The 21,790-nt window shown below is 41.3% G+C and carries 20 protein-coding genes and 1 riboswitch; of the genes, 6 read left to right on the forward strand and 14 right to left on the reverse strand.

Annotated features, from left to right (window positions below):
- Positions 1–60: 60 nt before the first annotated feature.
- A complete protein-coding gene (locus ACZ5Q7_RS13215; RefSeq protein WP_343750371.1) occupies positions 61–1,545 on the reverse strand; it encodes a glycine betaine uptake BCCT transporter in 1,485 nt (494 codons plus the stop codon).
- Positions 1,546–1,734: 189 nt separating this feature from the next.
- Between ACZ5Q7_RS13215 and sdhB the strand changes: the two genes are divergently transcribed.
- Positions 1,735–2,511: a succinate dehydrogenase iron-sulfur subunit gene (gene sdhB, locus ACZ5Q7_RS13220; RefSeq protein ID WP_343750372.1), complete on the forward strand. Its 777-nt coding sequence runs from the start codon at positions 1,735–1,737 to the stop codon at positions 2,509–2,511.
- Positions 2,512–2,622: 111 nt separating this feature from the next.
- A complete protein-coding gene (locus tag ACZ5Q7_RS13225; protein ID WP_343750373.1) occupies positions 2,623–3,531 on the forward strand; it encodes a patatin-like phospholipase family protein in 909 nt (302 codons plus the stop codon).
- A 425-nt stretch (positions 3,532–3,956) separates the two neighbouring features.
- Here the strand turns inward: ACZ5Q7_RS13225 and ACZ5Q7_RS13230 are convergent, their stop codons facing one another.
- Both ACZ5Q7_RS13230 and ACZ5Q7_RS13235 read right to left on the reverse strand, forming a co-directional pair.
- The gene (locus ACZ5Q7_RS13230; RefSeq protein WP_343750374.1) at positions 3,957–4,949 is read right to left on the reverse strand and encodes a TAXI family TRAP transporter solute-binding subunit; all 993 of its coding nucleotides are present in this window, start codon (positions 4,947–4,949) and stop codon (positions 3,957–3,959) included.
- Between the two features lie 94 nt (positions 4,950–5,043).
- Entirely contained in the window at positions 5,044–7,008 is a 1,965-nt protein-coding gene (locus ACZ5Q7_RS13235) for a TRAP transporter permease (RefSeq protein ID WP_343750375.1), read from the reverse strand.
- A 245-nt stretch (positions 7,009–7,253) separates the two neighbouring features.
- Here ACZ5Q7_RS13235 and ACZ5Q7_RS13240 point away from each other — a divergent pair, with 245 nt between their 5' ends.
- Complete coding sequence (locus ACZ5Q7_RS13240) at positions 7,254–7,757, forward strand: hypothetical protein (protein WP_343750376.1); 504 nt, start codon at positions 7,254–7,256, stop codon at positions 7,755–7,757.
- 279 nt (positions 7,758–8,036) lie between these two features.
- The gene (locus ACZ5Q7_RS13245) at positions 8,037–8,162 is read left to right on the forward strand and encodes a hypothetical protein (RefSeq protein ID WP_464433202.1); all 126 of its coding nucleotides are present in this window, start codon (positions 8,037–8,039) and stop codon (positions 8,160–8,162) included.
- A gap of 153 nt (positions 8,163–8,315) precedes the next feature.
- Here the strand turns inward: ACZ5Q7_RS13245 and ACZ5Q7_RS13250 are convergent, their stop codons facing one another.
- The 8 genes from ACZ5Q7_RS13250 to ACZ5Q7_RS13285 all read right to left on the reverse strand — a co-directional run bounded on the left by ACZ5Q7_RS13250 (position 8,316) and on the right by ACZ5Q7_RS13285 (position 15,339).
- A complete protein-coding gene (locus ACZ5Q7_RS13250; protein WP_343750377.1) occupies positions 8,316–8,900 on the reverse strand; it encodes a hypothetical protein in 585 nt (194 codons plus the stop codon).
- Positions 8,901–8,910: 10 nt separating this feature from the next.
- Positions 8,911–10,377, reverse strand: a complete 1,467-nt coding sequence (locus tag ACZ5Q7_RS13255) for a sodium:solute symporter family protein (RefSeq protein WP_343750378.1) — start codon at positions 10,375–10,377, stop codon at positions 8,911–8,913.
- A 22-nt stretch (positions 10,378–10,399) separates the two neighbouring features.
- A complete protein-coding gene (locus ACZ5Q7_RS13260) occupies positions 10,400–10,618 on the reverse strand; it encodes a hypothetical protein (protein WP_343750379.1) in 219 nt (72 codons plus the stop codon).
- A 43-nt stretch (positions 10,619–10,661) separates the two neighbouring features.
- Positions 10,662–11,630: an ornithine cyclodeaminase family protein gene (locus tag ACZ5Q7_RS13265; RefSeq protein ID WP_343750380.1), complete on the reverse strand. Its 969-nt coding sequence runs from the start codon at positions 11,628–11,630 to the stop codon at positions 10,662–10,664.
- 115 nt (positions 11,631–11,745) lie between these two features.
- Complete coding sequence (locus ACZ5Q7_RS13270) at positions 11,746–11,904, reverse strand: hypothetical protein (RefSeq protein WP_343750381.1); 159 nt, start codon at positions 11,902–11,904, stop codon at positions 11,746–11,748.
- A 223-nt stretch (positions 11,905–12,127) separates the two neighbouring features.
- Entirely contained in the window at positions 12,128–13,309 is a 1,182-nt protein-coding gene (locus tag ACZ5Q7_RS13275; protein ID WP_343750382.1) for a YkvI family membrane protein, read from the reverse strand.
- A 27-nt stretch (positions 13,310–13,336) separates the two neighbouring features.
- Complete coding sequence (locus ACZ5Q7_RS13280) at positions 13,337–14,125, reverse strand: aspartate/glutamate racemase family protein (RefSeq protein ID WP_343750383.1); 789 nt, start codon at positions 14,123–14,125, stop codon at positions 13,337–13,339.
- A gap of 47 nt (positions 14,126–14,172) precedes the next feature.
- Positions 14,173–15,339, reverse strand: coding sequence for an NAD(P)/FAD-dependent oxidoreductase (locus ACZ5Q7_RS13285; RefSeq protein WP_343750384.1), 1,167 nt, complete (start codon positions 15,337–15,339; stop codon positions 14,173–14,175).
- Positions 15,340–15,531: 192 nt separating this feature from the next.
- Here ACZ5Q7_RS13285 and ACZ5Q7_RS13290 point away from each other — a divergent pair, with 192 nt between their 5' ends.
- Together ACZ5Q7_RS13290 and ACZ5Q7_RS13295 are read left to right on the forward strand one after the other, a co-directional pair.
- Positions 15,532–16,722, forward strand: coding sequence for a CdaR family transcriptional regulator (locus tag ACZ5Q7_RS13290; protein WP_343750385.1), 1,191 nt, complete (start codon positions 15,532–15,534; stop codon positions 16,720–16,722).
- A gap of 80 nt (positions 16,723–16,802) precedes the next feature.
- Complete coding sequence (locus ACZ5Q7_RS13295) at positions 16,803–18,632, forward strand: cation:proton antiporter (protein ID WP_343750386.1); 1,830 nt, start codon at positions 16,803–16,805, stop codon at positions 18,630–18,632.
- A gap of 19 nt (positions 18,633–18,651) precedes the next feature.
- Here ACZ5Q7_RS13295 and ACZ5Q7_RS13300 read toward each other — a convergent pair whose 3' ends face one another.
- The 3 genes from ACZ5Q7_RS13300 to argB form a co-directional block, all read right to left on the reverse strand.
- Entirely contained in the window at positions 18,652–19,950 is a 1,299-nt protein-coding gene (locus ACZ5Q7_RS13300) for a nucleobase:cation symporter-2 family protein (protein WP_464432907.1), read from the reverse strand.
- On the reverse strand, positions 19,947–20,537 hold the full coding sequence (locus ACZ5Q7_RS13305; protein WP_343750388.1) for a xanthine phosphoribosyltransferase: 591 nt from the start codon (positions 20,535–20,537) through the stop codon (positions 19,947–19,949). The genes ACZ5Q7_RS13300 and ACZ5Q7_RS13305 overlap by 4 nt, the downstream gene beginning before the upstream one ends.
- A gap of 161 nt (positions 20,538–20,698) precedes the next feature.
- A riboswitch (purine riboswitch) is annotated at positions 20,699–20,800 on the reverse strand.
- Between the two features lie 236 nt (positions 20,801–21,036).
- On the reverse strand, positions 21,037–21,789 hold the full coding sequence (argB, locus tag ACZ5Q7_RS13310; protein WP_343750390.1) for an acetylglutamate kinase: 753 nt from the start codon (positions 21,787–21,789) through the stop codon (positions 21,037–21,039).
- Between the last annotated feature and the right edge of the window lies 1 nt (position 21,790).

Raw genomic sequence — 21,790 nt, forward strand, 5'->3', positions numbered from 1 at the left:
ATAAAATAACAATTCTGTCTATGTTTTAAATATGGGCACCCGGCTTCAGTCAGGGCGGCATCATTTCCAGTTCTTCTCCTTATCTTGTTTCAACGCTTTAGAAAAGGACACAACCATAAGCACCATGATAAGGGAAAATGGCAGAGCTGCTGAGATAAGCGCATTTTGCAGCGCCTGGAGGCCTCCGGTATATAAAAGAACCGCGGCGATAGTCGATTGCGCCAGCCCCCATGTAAACTTCACTGATGTCGGTGGTGACATGGAGCCATTGGTCGTCTGCATACCAAGAACAAACGTTGCCGAATCAGCCGACGTAATAAAAAACGTGCTGATCAGCAAAATCCCCAATATGGACAACACCATGCTAAGCGGAAAATAATCAAACATTGCAAACAATGCCTGTTCTTTAGGGAGACCAGCAACGTTTGCTCCGTTATTTTGCGCATCAATCCCGGCCATACCAAAAGCAGAAAACCATAGGAAACTAACTACCGTAGGAACGATCAGAACGCCGGATATAAATTCTCGTATAGTACGTCCTTTCGATACACGGGCAATGAATATACCGACAAACGGAGCCCAGGCAATCCACCAGGACCAGAAAAAAATCGTCCAGTCCATCACCCATTGCCGCTCGTCTGCGTCATTCGGTGCCAATCGGAAACTTTCCCGAGGCAGCTGCTGGATATACTCCCCAACTGTATCCATAAATGAATTGATAATATACAATGTTGGTCCAAGAATTAAGATGAACAAAAACAACAACGCACCCAACCCCATATTGGCATTGCTCAAATATTGAATGCCTTTACTCAGGCCGGTATACATGGACATCATAAACAGAACGGTCACAACGACAATAATCACAAGCTGCACCCAGAATGTATTCGGAACAGCAAACAAATAAGAAATGCCGCCATTAACTTGTGTCGCACCAAATCCAAGCGTCGTGGCCACTCCTACAATGGTTGCAAACACAGCAATGATGTCAATCACTTTCCCGAACGACCCTTTCATTTTATCGCCGAACAGTGGTTCCAATGATGCACTGACGAGCCCCGGCTTCTCCTGACGAAACATAAAATACGACAGTACCAATGCGATCACCGCATAGATAGCCCATGCATGAATGCCATAGTGAAAGAATGTAACACGTAATGCATCCTTCACAGCTGCCGTTGTACCAGGCTCAGCCGTTGGCGGGTGTATGGCATAATGGGTGACCGGTGAGGCAACACCGTAGAATACAAGCCCAATCCCCATCCCGGCACTGAACAACATGGAAAGCCATGACGAATAACTGAATTCCGGTTTTTCACCCGCCTTTCCCAGTCTAATTTTACCATATGGACTGAATATCAAATACGCGCAAAATAAAACAAACAGCGTTACAACCAGCAAATAATACCAACCAAAATAAGTCGATATATAACTCATCACAGCAGCTGAAATATCTTCAAATGAATTCGGCGTAATAACGCCCCAAGCGGATAAACCGACTGTAATCGCCAGTGTGATCCAAAAAACTATGGTCACTTTTTTCATAAAGAGCCATCCTCCAATCAATCCGGAATCAAATATCTTGCCATTAGTCTTTCAAAAAACAAACAGCCTATACGGATTGGAGAACGATGATCAGCGGACACACCTTGGCAAATCGTATAAAATAAATAAATTTATCCACACTATGAAGAGAAAGAATACGGAAAAAAACAGGACAGGAAGGTGACAGAAATGGCAACGGCTACCGACGAAAAAACGAAAACGATACATTTAGTGATTGAACGGCAACATGACCCGGATTCGGAACCTTATCAGGAGGAATTTACTGTTCCTTACCGTTCGAATATGAACGTGATCTCAGCATTGATGGCCATCCGGGAAAATCCGGTGAACAAAAACGGCCAAGAAACGTCACCCGTTCAGTGGGAAATGAGTTGTCTGGAAGAAGTGTGCGGGATATGTTCCATGGTGATTAATGGCGTTCCTCAACAAGCCTGTTCAACATTGATTGACGAATTGGAACAGCCCATCCAGATCAAGCCCATGCGCACATTCCCCGTTGTTCGGGATTTGATTATTGACCGGGACAACATGTTTGATTCGCTCAAGCAAGTCAAAGCGTGGATTCCCATTGACGGGACCTATGACCTCGGCCCCGGCCCCCGTATGAATGAGAACAAGCGTCTTATGGCCTATGAACTGTCCAAATGTTTTACGTGCGGCATTTGTCTGGAAGCATGTCCGAACGTCAATGACAAAAACGAATTTTTAGGTCCGTTTGTTTTCCCGCAGGTCCGTCTGAAAAATGCCCATCCGACCGGAGAAATGAACAAAAGCGACCGAATTGAAGCATTCATGGAAGATGGCGGCCTGCAAGGGTGTGGCAATGCTCAAAATTGTGTGCAAGTCTGTCCAAAAGGAATCCCTATAACAACCTCCATTGCTGCGGTCAACCGGGAAGCGACCCTCCAGGCATTTAAAGGGTTTTTTGGCAGTGACAATAAATAATCAAACCACTTTGATCCTACATGCCTCTGCAAGCAGCTTCATTGTTTATGCGAACAATACCTGCTATAATGCTACTTATCCGATAAAACGAAAAAGGAAGTGTAGCAGACATTGAAGCATAATGCAGGCCTCATGCTGGAGGGCGGTGGCATGCGATGCGCATTCACTGTTGGCGTGCTTGATTATTTCCTCGACCGGCAAGTGACATTTCCCTATGTTTCCACAGCGTCAGCAGGTGCACTGATTGGAAGTTCCTATATCGCCAGACAGCGCGAACGAAATTACCAACTGCTCGAAGCATTGGGAAAACATCCAGACGTCATTTCCTTGAAACGCATGCTAAAAAAACGGGAACTATTCAGCATGGACCTTATTTTTGACAAATTGGCCAACGAACAGTTCCCCTTGGATTTTTCATCGTTTTTGCAAGCCGACTCCGGATTCATCATTGGAACAACCGATATCGACAAAGGACGACCGCTTTTCCATGACACGTTCACCAACAAAGAAGACTTGCTTCACATCATCCGTGCCTCCTGTTCCTTACCGGTACTGGCACCAAGCATCGATTACAAAGGCAAACTGTTAATGGATGGGGGCATTTCCGACCCTATACCGATCCGTCCGCTTATGAAACTCGGCTTAAATAAACACGTCGTCGTGCTCACAAGACACAGAGGTTATGTGAAAACATCATCGAAAGGAAACTGGTTTTTCAAATATTTTTTCCGCAACAAGCCTGAACTAGTCAAATTATTGCGGGATCGGCATTTACGCTATAACGAAACGATAAACGATCTGCTCGACATGGAACAGAGCGGTCACGTATTTTTTATACAACCGGAAGAACCATTGCCAGCCAGTCGTATCGAAAAAAGTAGTGAAAAATTGAAATTGCTGTATCAACAAGGGTATCAAAGAGCCGAAAAGAATTTCGACGCGTTGCAGCAGTTTCTGGAACAACCCATAAGGCCTTCCGTTCACGAATCCCCAGTACCACCCACTATAACAACGGGCTAGAGCTGCTGCATGAGCATGTTCCGCTGTCCCAACTATACAAAAACCCGGCCATATGACGAAACATACAGCCGGGTAACCACAGAGCCCGTTATTCGATTCATACACTCTCACCCGCCTCAATTGACCCAAGATATCAGAAGGTAGTTGTTAAGGTGGGTTAAAGCTATACTCCCGAATGCAAATTACAAATCGCGTTGGGAACCCTGGAGGTTATCTGAGGCGGTATCATTCCCACCTTAGGGCATTGACGTTGTCTTCATTCTCCTGAAAATGAGCTAGGTTTATTCAATGGTTATTATTGGTTGTATTTCCGTTGTATACCAGATCGGAATTAAAAAACAGCTTCATCCACACTTCTGCTACCCATGTAATTCCAAGTACAATGTGAACATCAATACAATGAAACCCCCTAAATACACTAAAATTTATTTTTCATCCAAGTATCTTAACACACCTGGATGTAAATTTTCTTTTTCCAACCCCTCTACCATTGTATCTTCATTGAAATTAGATAATACGGAGTCTACTTCTTCCAGTTCATCTCTATTTTCCATTATGGCCTTTGTAATTCGGTAGGCCAACTCCTCTGGGACCTCACTGCTCATTACAAGGTTTGTGTAAGAGCCAACTGTGGATACCGGTTCACTCTGGCCATCATAAGTCCCTGCAGGCATTTTCATTGGAGTAATTCCGGGAACTTCCTCCTGTATATATTCTTGTACATCAGATTCCATTTCAATAAATTTAATATCATCCTGGGCGTTAAGTTCCATAATGAACCCTGAAGGTGCCGCTGTCATACCTATTGCAACATCCGCATGACCATCCTTAACCAACCCGGTCATGTCAGAATACCCTGTATAAGAGACACTTCCGCCATTCTCACGTATAGAATCATAGGAAATATCATAATAATTTAATATCTTTTCTACATGTTGAACTGTTGCGTAAGATGCCTCTCCAGGAAGAATATCTTTATCACCAAAATCCGCATATGATTCAATGTCATTATCTGCCAAAGTTACTGTTTGTAGATGTGATTTGTACAAACTTAAAAATGTATTAACGTTTTCAGTCTTGCCATCTTCCTCAAATACACCAGTTCCAGTGAATCCGGACATAACATCATTTGTGAAAGCATAACCTATTTGAGCTTTGCCTTTTTCTACTAAGTTAATATTTTCATATCCGCCTCCTTCATTAACAGTCACATTTAAGCCGTCTATCTCCCGCATAAGTATTTCAGCAATTCCGGCCGCTGTATTATACCAACCTCCCCCAAGTGGTCCGGATGAAATAACAATGTTGGACATTTCAGGTTCATAACTATCAGCTGATTCTGCTTTATCTGATTCCTCACATGCACCTAAAAACAAGAGAAAAAATACCAATATCGGCATACTCAATAATTTTTTCATTAAAAACCCTCCCAAAATAATTATTTACTGACCGATTAAACAACTCTAGAAAATTAATGCATAAATCCCCCCCATTTGCCAAAATTAAAATTGGTTAACTACCTAAACTATCCTGAAGATGACCATACACCGCCCTTTTGTTTCGTGTATATTGAATCACTAATAGTAAAAACAGTAGCATAATACCAACTCCATCGGTGATAAGACCTGAATACATCAGAAAAAGTGCACTGGCAAAACCAAGGATTCTTTCAAATAGTTTCATATCAGTAAACATCCAACCAATCAGAGATGTTGTTAATGCTAAAATACCGGATACAGCAGTGATAACAGCTATTGTAGTTTCTCCAATACTCCCTTGTAATAATAATGTTGGACCAAACACAAACATATATGGGATGATAAATGTTCCCAAACATATTTTTAGAGCACTAAACCCAGTTTTATTAGGCTGAGTGTTCGCTATGGCCGCCGCTGTATAGGCTGCTACCGCTACCGGAGGAGTCACATTCGACATAATAGCAAAATATAAAACAAATAAATGTGCAGCCACCTCGTTAATACCAAGGCTGACTAAAGCGGGTACTCCAAGCACTGCTAATATGACGTATGCTGATACTGTTGGCATTCCCATACCTAACAAAATAGATGCGAGCATAATAAGTATCAGCGATATAAGGACACTCTCACCAGTAATACTTAACACTAATGATGAGAACTTGAGACCTAACCCAGTTAAATTGACACTACCAATAAGTAATCCAGCAGCTGCACATATGATGCCAATAGAAACTGCATTTTTCCCGCCAATTTCCAATGCAGCTAAAATATCTTTTAAACTCATTCTTGTACTTTTACGAATTGCAGACAGAGCAACAATACCCAATATTGAATAAAAACCTGCAAATTGTGGAGAGTAGCCCATAACCAACAAGACTATAATCATTATAATAGGAAGAAATAAAAGCCATCCTTCCTTCAGAACATTTTTGAAGTTAGGTAACTCATTCTTTGGCAAACCCTTCAAATTATTCTTTTTGGCCTGAAAATGAACCATAAAGTAAACGGCTAAATAATGGAGTATAGCAGGTATTAAAGCAAAAAGTGCTAAGTGTATATATGGTATTTTAAGGTTAGAGGCAATTATAAAAGCTGAAGCTCCCATAATAGGCGGCATTAATTGCCCTCCAACCGAGGCGGCAGATTCAACCCCTCCAGCGAAATGCGGTTTATAACCCACACGTTTCATCAATGGAATCGTTAATGTTCCGGTTGTCGCAACGTTGGAGACAGCAGCTCCTTGTGTCATCGCCATTAAACCGCTGGCAAAAACGGACACTTTGGCTGGTCCTCCACTTCTTGAACCTGTTAAAGAGTAAGCTAGATCAATAAACAGTTGTCCTGCTTTTGACTTGAGCAAAAAAGCACCGAATATAATAAAGATAATGATATAGTTTGACATTGCTCCTAATACGATTCCGAACATACCAGATGTGGAATTATAAAAGGTAGCAACAATTCGTTCAACACTAAAACCTGGATGTACTAGCATACCCGGCATGTAATTTCCAAAATATGCATATAAGACAAAGAAAAGAATTAAAGCTGACAAAAAGTAACCAACAGCTCTTCTAGTTCCTTCTAATACTAATAAAACAGCGATAACACCCACAATAACATCTGTTTGGTTTGGGTCAGTTTCTCTAAAAAGAATATCCGGATACACCTGTAATGAATAAACCACAACTAAGGCAGCTAATATAAAGAAGGCTAAATCAATTATAATATTTAGCAATCTTTTCTCGAATTTCGAAGGAAACAATAATGGTATTAAAAGCAGAATAAAAGATAGTGTAAGAGACCTTTGCTTCCAGGCTTCGAAAACTCCAAAACCAGATGTATACATATGAAAAATTGACATTGAAATAGCGATAACAGCAATAATTGCCAATTTAATTAATTTTGATTTATGAACGTTTTTATTGAATAATTTTTCCACACTTGATTCTGAATCGGTTTCAGGTTTGCTGACATTATGATCGCTTGTTTGATTCTTCATATTTTTACTCCTTTCGTGTTGAATTCGTTTTCATAAAATATTGTTCAAATCATTTGATTTAAATAAAAATTAAATGCACTCATATAGGGAATGCAAATAACTTTTTCTCCTTAGTCAAAAGATAGTATTCAATATTTTTTATTTTTGATTATTCTAATAATAATAAAAACATAAATAAATGTCAATGGATTTTTTAATTTCTTTTATAATAACTATTATTTTTATACTTAACAAAATGAAAGAAAATGTTTGCCGATCTATCACATAAATCAAAATATATGCACATTTATTTATATAATGGTTCCAAAGATAAATTAGAACCATTCAAAAAGTCATTGATGGATTGGATGGGCGAAGACATTAATGTGCATATCGCCCCTACCCCGGAAGAAGCTATTAATGACGCTGATATTGTTATAACAGCGACAACATCCCACGACCCTGTATTCCCTGACTTTCCACATATGTTGAAAAATAAACTATTTATCGGTATCGGATCATTTCAGCCTGGCATGTGGGAGTTTCCCCAATCGCTTTATACTATTGCAGATGCTCTGTTCGTTGATACTGAGCACGCTATTGTTGAATCAGGTGATATAACTATTCCACTTGAAAAAGACTGGATAACCAAGGATTCTATTATGACAATGACCCGTCATATTGAAAAAAAAAGACTCAGGTTAATAGTGATAATAAACCCGGAACAACCGTGTTTAAATCAACGGGAATGGCATTATTCGACGTTGTAGTTGCTAACTTAATATGTAAGAAAGCAAACCAGACAAAAAAGACTAAACCGAAACCATATCCAAAAGGTATTTGGTCAAGCAAAGTCAGTATCGTAAGAAATAGCAGCCCGGATGCTGTATTTGGTTCCATTTGAAAAGCAAAAAAGGCCGGGAAAATAGCCAGTCCTGATAGGAATTCAATAAACGTATCCAGCGATATCACCTATACTCCATCTTTCACCAAATACCAGACAAACCCTGACAGCCAGTCGTATCGAAAAAAGTAGTGAAAAATTGAAATTGCTGTATCAACAAGGGTATCAAACAGCCGAAAAGAATTTCGACGCCTTGCAGCAGTTTCTGGAACAACCCATAAGGCCTTCCGTTCACGAATCCCCAGTACCACCCACTATAACAACGGGCTAGAGCTGCTGCATGAGCATGTTCCGCTGTCCCAACTATACAAAAACCCGGCCATATGACGAAACATACAGCCGGGTAACCACAGAGCCCGTTATTCGATTCATACACACCTATCCACGTTTTAAACGTTTGATAACAAATCGGGTGATGGTTTTTTCAGTATGTCTTTAAATACCATTTATCCGTTCCCCACTGATCACTTAAATACGTTTCAGATTCCCCTGTAATTGCATTTATAATCCTTGAATCAGGCAGCAAGTCACCACTCAATTTAACTTTCCAAAGCGGTAAATAAACCAGAAAATAATCGACTATTTTGTGATTTGGTTTTTTCAGTACATATGAACGATTTATTTGTCTATGCTGAACGTCTTGTATATATCGCGTAACATCATCGTATTCCTCTATTTTTGGCGCAATCATGTTAGCGGGATCTATTGAATATTTATTTGTTTTAAGCGAGCTGGATAATCCGCGGTACCCTGAAACCGCATCCACAAAACCAATCATTGGTATTTCTTTAGATGGGAAAGGTTTTCGGTCCGCTATAACTAATAATTTTGCTAGCCACATCGGATGAAAGATTAACTCTGTATGAAAGATGTTCGACCTTAAACGCTCAACTGTTATCCCATTCTTTAACTTAGTGGACATACGTAACGACTTATAGACATAGTAACCCAAATCGTTATTATCTATCAATTGATTATCTCCTATTATAGATATCTCCTTGTTTTTCATTGATACCACCTCATCCAACAGTCTTTTTAATATTGGATTTTTCATCGTCGTCTGAATGATACTGATTGACCTGATTGCGGATATCAAGTGATGGTGGCTGTGTCAGCAGGCTGAAGCAAATGACAAGTATTAATGAAACAGGGGCTGCAATGATTGGTTCTGATACGAGCGAAAAAGGTTTTGTAATGACTAGTAGAAGAAACGTAAATGCCCCACCCAGCATACCTGCCAGAGCACCAGCTTTATTTGCCCGGTTCCACCATATACCCAAAATAAGAGGAAAGCCAAAAGAAGATAATAAGAATCCACCAACCCATCCAACCATAATTGCTATTAATTGAGGAGGATTGATGGCAATAATAATACCGATAATACTTGCAACAACCATGACTACAAACCCTATTTTGGTAACAGTGCTTTCAGATGCATTCTTATTTATATATTCCTTGTAAATATCACGGGCCACGCCAGCCGAGATCGCCAAAAGCATTGCATCAGCAGAGGACATGATAGCAGCAAGAAGCCCTGCAAGCATAATACCTGCTAAAAGTGGCGACATGTAACTTTCAATTACCGATACAAAAATCATATCCTGATTGTTCAATTCATCCGCTATTCCTAAACTTGCTCCGCCCGCAGCTACAATAAACCCAAATGCAAATATCAATAAATACAACAAACAGGACCACATGGCTGATCGACGTGCTGTTTTCGCATCCTTCGAAGCAAAATTGCGCATGACGGCTGACGGTGAAACAATTCCAAACCACAGAAACGCTAAAAAGAGCCCGAAATAGGACATCCAGGGCTGTGTCACATCACCAAAATTCGGACTTGTTGCCAAAGCATCCTGTATCAATGATGAAAATCCATCATGCTGAACTAAAATAATCAGTGATAATACGAGCATGCCAATAAGCATAACTGATCCTTGAATGAGGTCGGTATACGTTATAGCCCACATTCCGCCCAAGGCTGCATAAATGGTAAAACCAATCCCCAATACGATAACAGCTGTTTTGTAGTCAATCCCCAAAACATGGGATCCAATCAATCCCGATGCTGTAAGTTGGGGAACCATATAAAACGTCATCCCAAACACAACGATGAATACGGCTACTATTTGCACTGTTTGACCGTACCGCTGTTTAAAAAACTCCGGCAATGTATTGACACCGGAACGTCTGATTTGACCGGATACAAGAAAAAGCGTAAATGGCAAAATAGCAACCGCACCAAACCCATAGGCAAATAAAAAAGGCACCCCCAACGCGACACCGGAACCTACCGCTCCCATTAATGAGCTGGAGCTTGCCAGAGCAGCAAATAATGCAAACGCACCTACAAATGTATTAATACTTTTACCTGCAGTCCAATAATCATTTTCAGACGAATGAGCACGTTTTGTAAAGTATATTCCCATTAATGTCATTAAAACCAGATAAACTCCTAATATAACGGTTTCAAGTATTTGCATATCAGAATTTCCCTCCCGTTCATTAATTGTTTTTTGTTTTAGACTGTTTTTCCTTCCAAACAACATAAATTACGGCCAAAATAAACCATATACCATAACTTGAAAACATTAACCAGCCTGCTAAAGAGATTCCCATAAGGTAAACATCAGTCGGCCACCATATCAATACAACTGCAGCACAAATAAGCAAAATAGAAACCAAAATAATACCGGGATCAAAAAGCCTTGATTTCGACTTCATTTCTTCCACTCCTTTCATTTATTTATCTAATTATTTCTCAACTTCACATGGAGAGCTTCGTTCCAGTATTATTTTCTAGTGCTTTCTTATATATTAAATTAGCAACAACGACATCGAATAATGCCATTCCCGTTGATTTAAATACGGTTGTTCCGGGGTTATTATCACTATTAATCTGAGTCTTTTTTTCAATATGACGCGACATTGTCATAATAGAATCTTTAGTAATCCATCCTTTTTCAAGTGGAACAGCCATATCTCCCGATTCAACAATAGCGTGCTCAGTATCAACGAACAGAGCATCTGCAATAGTATAAAGCGATTGAGGGAACTCCCTCATGCCAGGCTGAAATGATCCGATACCGATAAATAGTTTGTTTTCCAACATATGTGGTGAGTCAGGGAATACAGGGTCGTGGGATGTTGTTGCTGTTATAACAATATCAGCGTCATTAATAGCTTCTTCCGGGGTAGGGGCGATATGCACATTAATGTCTTCGCCCATCCAATCCATCAATGACTTTTTGAATGATTCTAATTTATCTTTGGAACGATTATGCAAGTAAATGTCCTTGATAGGCCTTTCAGTACACGCTGCAATAGCTTGATAAAAACCTTGTGTGCCCGTTCCTATAACGGCCAGCGAAGATGCACTCTCATCCGACAAATGACGAACCGCCGATCCCCCAACAGCGCCGGTACGCATGCCGGTGAGAAACGTTCCATTTAATACACTTTTCACTTCACCTGTTTCCTGGCTATTAAGCACTACTAATCCATTTAATGTCGGGTGTTCCTGATTATTTGGAAACACGGTGACAAGTTTCGTTGCCATTGCGTCATCAGTTAGGCAAGGCATTAATAATAGCGTATTATCATGATCCTTTACCTGCATACGTTCTGGCATTTGATGGATTTGTGATTCGTAAATATGATACGTTTCATCAATAGCATCAATAATATCTTTCATTGTCACGGATTGTTTCATATTTTGTTCACTTAAAAAGAGCATTCTATAATCCCCCTTCAAAAATCAAAGTACTTACCACCGTTTCATCCAGACTTTCAAATTGAGAGAGTCGGCCCACCTATTCCGATCAGCGATATATAACTACCCTTCTTTTCGTTTACATTAGGCCCAAAATACCGATGTCGAAAATATGCACACTTATAGCCCCTGCGATAAGATGGATGGTATTACCAATAAAAATGTCTCGCCAATCACCATCCAAAAGCTCATGTTTCTGTTCCAAAAAGTTCAGAGACATTGGCTGCAAGTGTTTCAATCAGACCAACTCCTGTAGTGATGGAGCCAATGATGACCAGAAAAAAGACTAAACTGAAACCATATCCATAAGACATTTGGTCAAGCAAAGTCGGTATCGTAAGAAATAGCAGCCCGGGTCCTGAATTTGGTGCCATTTGATAAAGCAAAAAGAGCCGGGAAAATAACCAGTTCTGATAGGAATGCAATAAACGTATCCAGCGATATCACCCAGGCTCCAACCTTTACCTAGCACTTTCTTTATCATCACTGACCCCGGCATCAACTTCTAATTTTGCTTTACTGCTCTGGCTCATAAAGAAAATTTTATAAACACCAATCGTTAACAAAGGTAATCCAAAAATTAAAATCATTCCATATGCCATTGCTGTATATCCTTTTGATATCAAATCAATTATGCCAATTCGGGATAATAATATTGAAAGGATCAATGTGCTAACCGCTATAATTCCTTTTTGAAACTTCGTTAAAACTTTTTCAAAGTGTTCTTCTATTTGCGAATCAATTCTGTCAATAAACGCGTGAATCATACCTGAAGCTGTTTCAATCAAAGTCCAGCCAACAACAACTCCAAAAAGGACTATAACAAAGGACGGAAATCCACTTAACATTTCAAGCCAAGGTACTGGTGATCCTAGAACGTTGTCAGCTGGATAGAAACCCAAGATGCTAAAATAAGTTAAAAACCAAGGGATAGTCATTAAAATACCAGCTATTACCCCTGAAAACACTGCCTCTTTACGGGATTTTTGCCGCTTTACAGTAAATAAGGCAGATGGGTAGATAACAAGACTGTATCCAACATATAAAATTCCACTCCATAACACGGTTCCAACATTGAACGTATCTTTTACAAAGCTAGTATCTTCCAGTCTTATAACGGAAATAGCATCCTGCCAAGTGGTTGAAATGACTAGTACAGCAAAAATTAAATAACCAATCATTAACATTAATGTCCCAATCGATTTAAAACGTTCTATAAATTCCTTACCAAAAAAGTTTAGAATACCAACAATAACTGTTATGAAAATAACGCCGATCCAATAGTTAATTCCAAGCGTGGTTTGCATTATCTCCCCTGTTGCTGATGCCATAATTGAAATAATCAAAATTGCAAGAAACAAGTAAATAAGATCGAATAAAATCCAAAATGGGCCGATTAATTCTTTAAGCATTGATCTATAATTAAATATCCTAAATTTCCTTGCAAATTCAAATGTCACAACTGCTGTAACCGTAAAACCAACAAAAATTCCTATGCCAGCAACCCAACCCATAGCTCCGTACTTGGCACCAAATTCAACAATCTCTCGGCCAGTAGCAAATCCTCCGCCAATTAATACAGATTGCAGAATAATTGCTGGTAAAAAATACCTACCATATTTACCTTGAAAAAATCGATTCATATAAGAATTCCTTTCTTAAATTAATTTTTACAAGAACCCATGATAAGGTTTTTGAGCTGTTGAATGATGAATCCAATTAATCAAAGATATAAAATCAAATACTGGTAGTTTTATATCCCTTTGTATGTCTGAAGCATAGGGCGGGATATCGCTGCACTCTAGTAAAATCGCACCTATTTCTGGGTGATTATTTACCATTTCTCTAGCCGCATCAACCACTTCCTGCTTTACTATTTCATTGTTGAAACTTCCTCGATTCTCAATTATGGCAGAAAATTCAGCATAATGACTCAGATCTTTAATGACACATCGGGAAGAATCATAAATACCGCAGTTTTTAAATAATTCCTGGGTCATTCCTTCTTTATAAGCTGTCAAAATACCGACTTTCTCATTTGGCTTTATACCTGTATAAATCCATGGAACTTGTATAATACTGGATAAGTAGACAGGTATATCAACGGATGCTGATACGTCTTCTTGATAGTTACCAAAGAATCCGCATGCCGATGAAATGGCACGTGCTCCTTCCTCCTCTAACTCCTTAGCTGCTTTTATAACATCATCAAGCATTTGAGGATCACCATTGAGTATTCGAGAAGTGTTTGAGTTTGGTACTTTTTTTAGTCTTACAGGATAGTCATACGTACTTAAATTTGCTACATTCCCTGGTATTACTGGATACCAACAGTTATCCAAATGTAAAATACCAATGGAATAACCGGAAACATATTGCCCTTTTTTTTGAACAACAACAGAATTATTAGAGTTATTATCAATAAATCCATATTCCCTATCTGTTGAGGAACGGTTCATTTTTTATTCCCCCTTTTAGCTATAATCCAACATTGATTTTTATTTTCTTACACAACGGCGCCTTCAATGACCAATTCATTCCTAGCAAAGCGTTCAAAACGGAGTGGATTCAAATCCAGTGTTTCATAGCGACCTTTACGAATTAATTCAGAGAGGCCTTTCCCCACACCGGGAGCCTGCTGCATGCCGTGTCCGCTGAATCCGCAAGCCATGTAATACCCATCCAGCTGCGGGTGTTCACCAATAATGGCGTTCTGATCTTTAGTGTTATGGCTGTAAATGCCGGCCCAACCACGATTGATTTTAGCCCGTTCAAAATTCGGTACCCTTTCCGCAAGCACGGGCCATAACTGGTCTTCAAAAAACGATCGTTTCCATCTGAAATCAATGCCTGGTTTCACGTTTTCTGAAAAGCCGGTTATGAGTGAGCTGCCTTCATGTCGGAAATATACACCGCTTGGGTCAATCGTTAGTGGTAAATGATTTGCGAATGGTTCTGCAATATCAAACTGAATGATTTGCCGCTTTAAAGGTACAATAGGAAGCGGAAGGCCGATTCGCTCGCTTAGTTCGGGCGCCCATGGTCCAGCACAATTGATCACGATAGGCGCTTGATAAACATCACCATTGACCAATCTTACGCCTGTTGCTTTCCCCCTTTCCGTCAGAATGGTTTCAACATCCCCATAAATATACTCTCCCCCCAGTTCCCTCGTTTTACGAACATATCCCTGCATGACGGAGTATGGATCCAGATAGCCATCCTCACCACAGTATAATCCTCCTTGCAGATCATCTATGACTAACTCAGGAATAATGTCATGAAGTTCCTCCTTAGCCATTAATTTAGCAGGCACACCATAATATTGCTGCAATTTGAGCTGTTCCTGTAGTTGTTTCATATTTTCATCTTTAGCGAGAAACAAGTACCCACGCTGTTTGAAATCAATTTCAGCCGCTTCACCATCAACCATCATATCGTCTGAAAATGTTCTATATTTCTGTAATCCATACCGACTCAATTGAATATTGACACCTGTTGTAAAAAGTTGTCTCAATCCACCGGCACTTCTTGGCGTTGATGCAAATTCATATATTTTATCTTTTTCAAAAATCGTTACTGACCCTTCAAATCCATCGTGCAATAAGTTATACGCAATACTTGATCCCACGACTCCACCACCGACAATGATAATATCCGTATGCTTCGTCAAAAAATCACCCCACGCGTAATAAAAGTTGAATTATTTGAAATGTTATATCTATTTAAACGTATTAAGCCCTGCAAATGCTATGGTTACCATAACCAAAAAATACCCTTTTATTGTTTGAATAGTCATAATTGTGTTATAATAAACTCGGTTTTAATGATTTGAATAAAGGATGTGAGCACAATCGAGGGGTTCGTGCAATTTGCACAAAAGGTAGTGAAAGCGGTTTCAGAAATTTTGCCATTTCCCATTAGTTTAAGTGATAAAAACGGGTATATCATCGGATCCACTGATTCAAATCGGATCGGAAAACTGCATGAACCTTCCAAAGACGTCATAACAAAAGATACCTTTTTGTTATACGATGAAGATACGATCAAGGGGATGTCCAATGTTCTTCCGGGTGTTGCCGCTCCCCTTAAATTAAACAACAAAACTGTTGGTGTACTCGGGATTATCGGTCCGCCCGAGGAAGTGAAGCCGTATGTGGAACTCGTTAAAAACCATGTTGAAATGGTGTGGCAGGACACATTTTACAAGCAGTTGGAAGACTTGGAAACGAAAACATTGGAAACATTCGCCCAATATATTTTGCTTAATGAATCGATCAGCCATGTCAAAGCGGAACAATATTGCCGGATGCTCAATATTCCCTTTTATGCGATGCGATTTTGCATCGTTATTGATATTGAAAATTCCCTTATCAGTAATATCCAACGAAAAATACCAATTGACCAACTGAAAGACCGTTTGCTCGACTGCTCAAAAAAAGCATTCGAGAGCGACAATGACGTTGTTTGTACGTTTTTAAACACTGAAAAATTGATTCTTCTTAAAACAGTCGCATCCGAAACAGACTATCTTGAAGCACTGGATCACTTCATGGGTCAAAGCAATAGCCTTTTGGAAGCGTTTGCAGCTTATCACGTTACCAATGCATCGATTGCAGCCGGAAGCCTATCCTGGTCCCTTGCAACGCTTAATGAATCCTACCATGAAGCCGAAACACTCCTAACCATTGGAAAACGGAGAGATGCATCTAAGAAGATTTATAGTTATCATAGTTGGGAATTGATTAAAACATTGCTTCCCGAACAGCTGTCTGCATCATTCAGCGAAAAAGTACAGTTCCGTCTGAGGCGATTCCTCAACGATGACAACTTCGCGGAGCTGTCGAAAAGCTTTATTGCCTACTGTGATAATAATTTGACAATCAGCCAAGCGGCTAAAGACTTATTTATCCACAGGAATACACTGATTTATCGCCTGCAAAAAATCAATTCACTGACATCCATCAACACCGGATCATTCGATGACTGTCTGACTCTTTACTTAATTTTAAAAAACTTGAAGCTCGAAAAAGAACCCCACAACAATAAAGGATAATACCGTCAAAAAACGTATAAGCTAATGGTTAAATCCTGTACATCCAGTAACATTTTGCTGTCATGAAGAAGGTGAAACCGTTGGCACAAGCAGAACTACTCAGCATTGTTATTATCGTTGTCCTGGGGATATTCTCCCAATGGCTGGCATGGCGAATCCAATGGCCATCCATTGTGATTATGTCCGTGGCCGGGCTTTTAATTGGTCCGATTTTTGGGCTCATCGATCCGGAACAAGCACTTGATGAATTGTATACACCACTTATCTCCCTGGCTGTTGCTGTTGTCTTGTATGAGGGCAGCTCCAGTCTTGATTTCCGTGAACTGAAAGGGATTTCTAAATCCGTCTTGCGGGTTGTAACTGCCGGAGCATTTCTAGCTTGGATCGGTGGTGCGTTGGCGGCTCATTATATAGCCGGATTGAATTTTGCCATTTCCTTCATCATCGGCGGGCTGTTTATCGTCACCGGTCCAACGGTTATTATTCCGCTCTTGCGGCAGGCAAAATTGAAACCAAGAGTGGCAGCTGTGCTGAAATGGGAAGGGATTATCATTGACCCGATCGGCCCGCTATTAGCATTGTTTGCCTATCAGGTTGTCAAAGTTATTGGCGATGATGCCATTCAATGGAGTTATTTGCTCGCCTTTTTCGGAGGAGCCGTACTGGCTGCTGTTATAGGATTCGGTGTCGGCATTCTGGTCACTTGGATGGTGCGCAAAGGACTATTTCCGGAATTTTTGAAATCGCCTATTGTCTTATCATTCGTCCTTCTTTGCTTTGGAGGCAGTGAAGTCATTATGCATGAGACCGGGATGCTTGCGGTCACCGTTATGGGACTGACGATGGCCAGAACAAAAAAGGATATTACATCGATCGGCAATGTGTCACATTTTGTCGAAAATATATCTGTTATCCTGACGTCCACCATTTTTATTTTATTGACAGCATCCTTGACAAGGGAAACCATTTTGGAAGTATTCACGATTCCGATTATTGGTTTTGTCCTGATCATGTTGTTCGTGGTCCGACCGCTTTCCATTTGGATCACGACGATCGGCACAGAGTTGACATCCGCTGAGAAGACACTGATCAGCTGGATAGCGCCACGCGGCATTGTGGCCTTGACCGTATCGGGCTATTTCACGGGTGTCCTGGTTGAGGATGGGTATGCAGGTGCGTCGATTTTGACGACCATTACATTTGCACTTGTCTTCATCACCGTTTGTGCGCACGGTTTCACACTGAAGCCGTTTTCTAAAAAGCTGAACCTTGCCAACAACGAACAGGCAGGGGTTCTGATTATCGGGGCGAACCATTTTTCCATTGCCTTTGCGGAGTACGTTAAATCATTGGAAATACCCGTTTTAATCATTGATGATTCCTATGAACACTTGGCCGATGCCCGGAAGAAAGACATTGACACCTTTTACGGTCAAATTCTATCCGAATACATTGAATTTGAAGTGGATCTCACACCGTATGACTATATCCTGGCGATGACGGACGAACCTGCTTACAACGCGCTAATTTGCCAGTCGTTTGCTCCGGAATTTGGCTATAACAACACATTCGCGCTGCCAGCGAGTAAGAAAGGCGACTCCGATAATGACGAAATCGCTCCTGCTATCAAAGGGCACGTGCTTTTTCATGAAGACGCAGTACTGAGGGAATTAAAAAGGAAAATACGCGAAGGCTATACGTTTGATTCCGTGGAAATAACGGAACAACAAACACTCAAACGGGAACAATTTGCTGATTACGGCCTGCTCTTATTTGTATGGAAAGAAAATAAAGAAATGACCTTCATGACCCTCCAACTGGATAAAATTGAACTTGCGGAAGGTGACCGGATTATTAAGCTGTCGGAAAAGGCAAAAGCACAGGCAGAGAGCGACCAGGGTGATTCCTGATCGCTCCGATGAACCGTTCTCAGGCACTTTCTGGATGCTGATGCGCTGTCCTCGTTTTTTTATTTCGTTTGACGGGTGTCATGTTGAAAACAATATTTAATACAATGGCTGTTATACTTCCTGCTACGATCCCATTGCTGGTCAGAATCTGCACACCGGAGGGAAACTGCTGGAATAGCTCCGGAACAGCGGTCACACCCATCCCCATGCCAACCGAGCAGGCTACGATCATTGCATTTTCAGCAGACTCGCCAATAACCGCGCTGAGCATTTTAATTCCTTGTGCAATCACCATTCCAAACATGGCAACCATAGCGCCGCCTAGAACAGAGGTCGGAATAATGGTGGCCACTGCGGCAATCTTGGGAACCAGTCCCAGGGTAATGAGCATAACACCGGTAAGCATAATAATTCTCAGCGATTTGACCCCTGTCATCTGCAAAAGGCCGACATTCTGTGAAAAAGCGGTATACGGGAACGCGTTGAAAATTCCGCCTAGAAGAACAGCCAGTCCTTCCGCCCGATAGCCGCGTGTCAGGTCTTCTTCCTGCAAGTCTTTATCCGTCATATCTCCCAGTGCAAAATAAACACCCGTCGATTCAACGAGCGATACCATAGCAACCAAAATCATGGTCAGAATAGCCGACCATTCAAACGTTGGCATGCCAAAGTAAAAAGGCTGAATCATATGAACGTAGGATGCCTCGCTGACAGCGGAAAAATCCACCCTGCCCATCAGTGCAGCCACGATTGTACCCGCTGCAAGCCCCAGCAAAATAGCAATGGACTGGACAAATCCTTTGGAAAAGCGATACAGCAGAATGATAAAAAACAGAGTACCAAAAGCCAATGAAATATTCGTCATCGATCCAAAGTCACTGGCGTCTTCGCCTCCCCCCATATTGTTTATGGCAACCGGTATAAGCGTAATTCCTATAATCGTTACAACGGTTCCTGTTACAATCGGTGGAAAAAAACGGATCAGTTTGCCGAAAAATCGACTGATGAGCACGACAGCGATACCAGAAACGATAATAGATCCGTAAATGGCCGAAATACCATACTCACCGCCAATAGCAATCATCGGACCGACAGCGGTAAATGTACAGCCGAGAACAATCGGTAAGCCTATCCCGAAATAGCGATTGCGGACCACCTGCATAATCGTCGCGACCCCGCTCATTAAAATATCGATACCGACCAGATAGGTCAGCTCTTCTGATGTCAGACCAAGCGACTGCCCAACAATGAGCGGCACCAAAATAGCTCCTGCATACATGGCAAGCAAATGCTGCAAGCCAAGTGTGAATGTCTTCATTTAAGTGATGCCTCCTCATTATGAAAGGTCACGCTGCCATTTTCGAGCGAATCAACAACAGCCAGTGATTCCACCCGGACACCACGATCTTTAAGAGCAGCCCCGCCATTCTGAAAGCCTTTTTCAATGACAATTCCAATACCGGCCAGGGACGCTCCGGCCTTTTCCACAATCGAAAGCATACCAAGGACTGCTTGTCCATTGGCAAGAAAGTCATCGATAATCAGGACAACGTCATCACTTGAAAGGTAATCCGTTGATACGGAGATTTCGTTTGTTTCATTTTTGGTATACGAATAGACACCAGCACTGTAAAGCTGGTCTGTCAGGGTGAGCGATTTGCGTTTCCGGGCAAAAACCACCGGCACCCCCATACGCAGTCCCGCCATGACTGCAGGCGCAATTCCTGACGACTCGAGGGTTATAATCTTGGTAACTCCTTCACCAGCGAAACGGGAAGCAAATTCTTCACCGATTTCCTGCATCAATACGGGGTCAACCTGATGATTCAAAAACCCATCTACTTTTAACACCGAATCGGATAGGACAATTCCCTCGGTTCTAATCTTCTGCTTTAATAAATTCATGATGATCTCCTTTCTGCGCTCAGGAATGTAACCGCTCATGGATTCGGGCGTTAAAATAAATAAAAACCCGGAAGACAAGCTTCCACTCATCCTATGAGGAAAGCATGTTTTCCGGGTATCAATCATCCGAAAACAAAGTAGGCACCGAATTATAACGGCACCAGCATGGCGCTTTCTTTCATAGTCAGTTCATTTACGGTGAACCGGTAGAAACTTGCAGGCCATATCCCTGCTATTATATGAAACGAAGCGATTCAATTAATATGTAGATTATAACACGCACCGGTACAAAATCAACCCCCATTCATTACACATAGAAAGGCGTCCACCCCGGACATACTAGATGTAAACAGCCTTCCTGCCTTGCAAGGGCTGCTTTTCTTTCTATTTTGAATGTTTATAAACAAAACTGGTTACCTCTTACAGTCTATTTACAAATTTGTTGACCATGTTAACGAAAATGCGGGGTGAAAATCGATCCGTCCGCCCCGCAGCTTGTTTATTTCGTAATAATCGTTCCCGTGAACCCGCTCATACTGATTCGTTGATGCGCATCGGCGATCATAACATTGGACAGCCCTTCCCCAAGGCTTCCGGCTGCTGCTTTCACTTTCGGGATCATGCCGCCGAAGATGACACCATCGGCAATCATATGGTCAATCTCCGTCTGGGACACATTGCTGATCACTTCTTCTTCCTGCATAATGCCCGGCACATCCGTCATAAAAATTAACCGATCTGCATTCATGTCTCTGGCAATGGCACCAGCGGCTGTATCTGCATTTACATTATAACGGCTTCCGTCTCCTCCGGTTGCAATCGGAGCAATAACCGGTACAACACCGGAATCAAGCATCCGTTGTAAAAACAGCGTATTGACGGCTGTTACATCACCGACATAGCCATACCGCTCGAAATTTATCGGCTCGGCTTGTATTAGCTGAGCATCCGATCCGGAAAATCCGGCAGCCTGTATATTATTGTCATTAATTTGGCGTGTCAACGCGTTGTTGACATAGCCCGAAAGCACCATTTCGACAACATTCATGGCATCCGCCGATGTTGTCCGGAGCCCGTCAACAAATGAACACGTCACGTTAAGCTTATCAAGCATATCCTGAATAGCCGATCCGCCGCCATGCACGACAATAGGACGAATCCCTTTTTCCTGCATCTTGGCTATATTGCCGAAAAATTGATCGGTTAAATTGTCCAGGATGCTCCCGCCGCACTTAATAACAGCGATGCTCATG

This window comes from Lentibacillus halophilus (assembly GCF_055395055.1).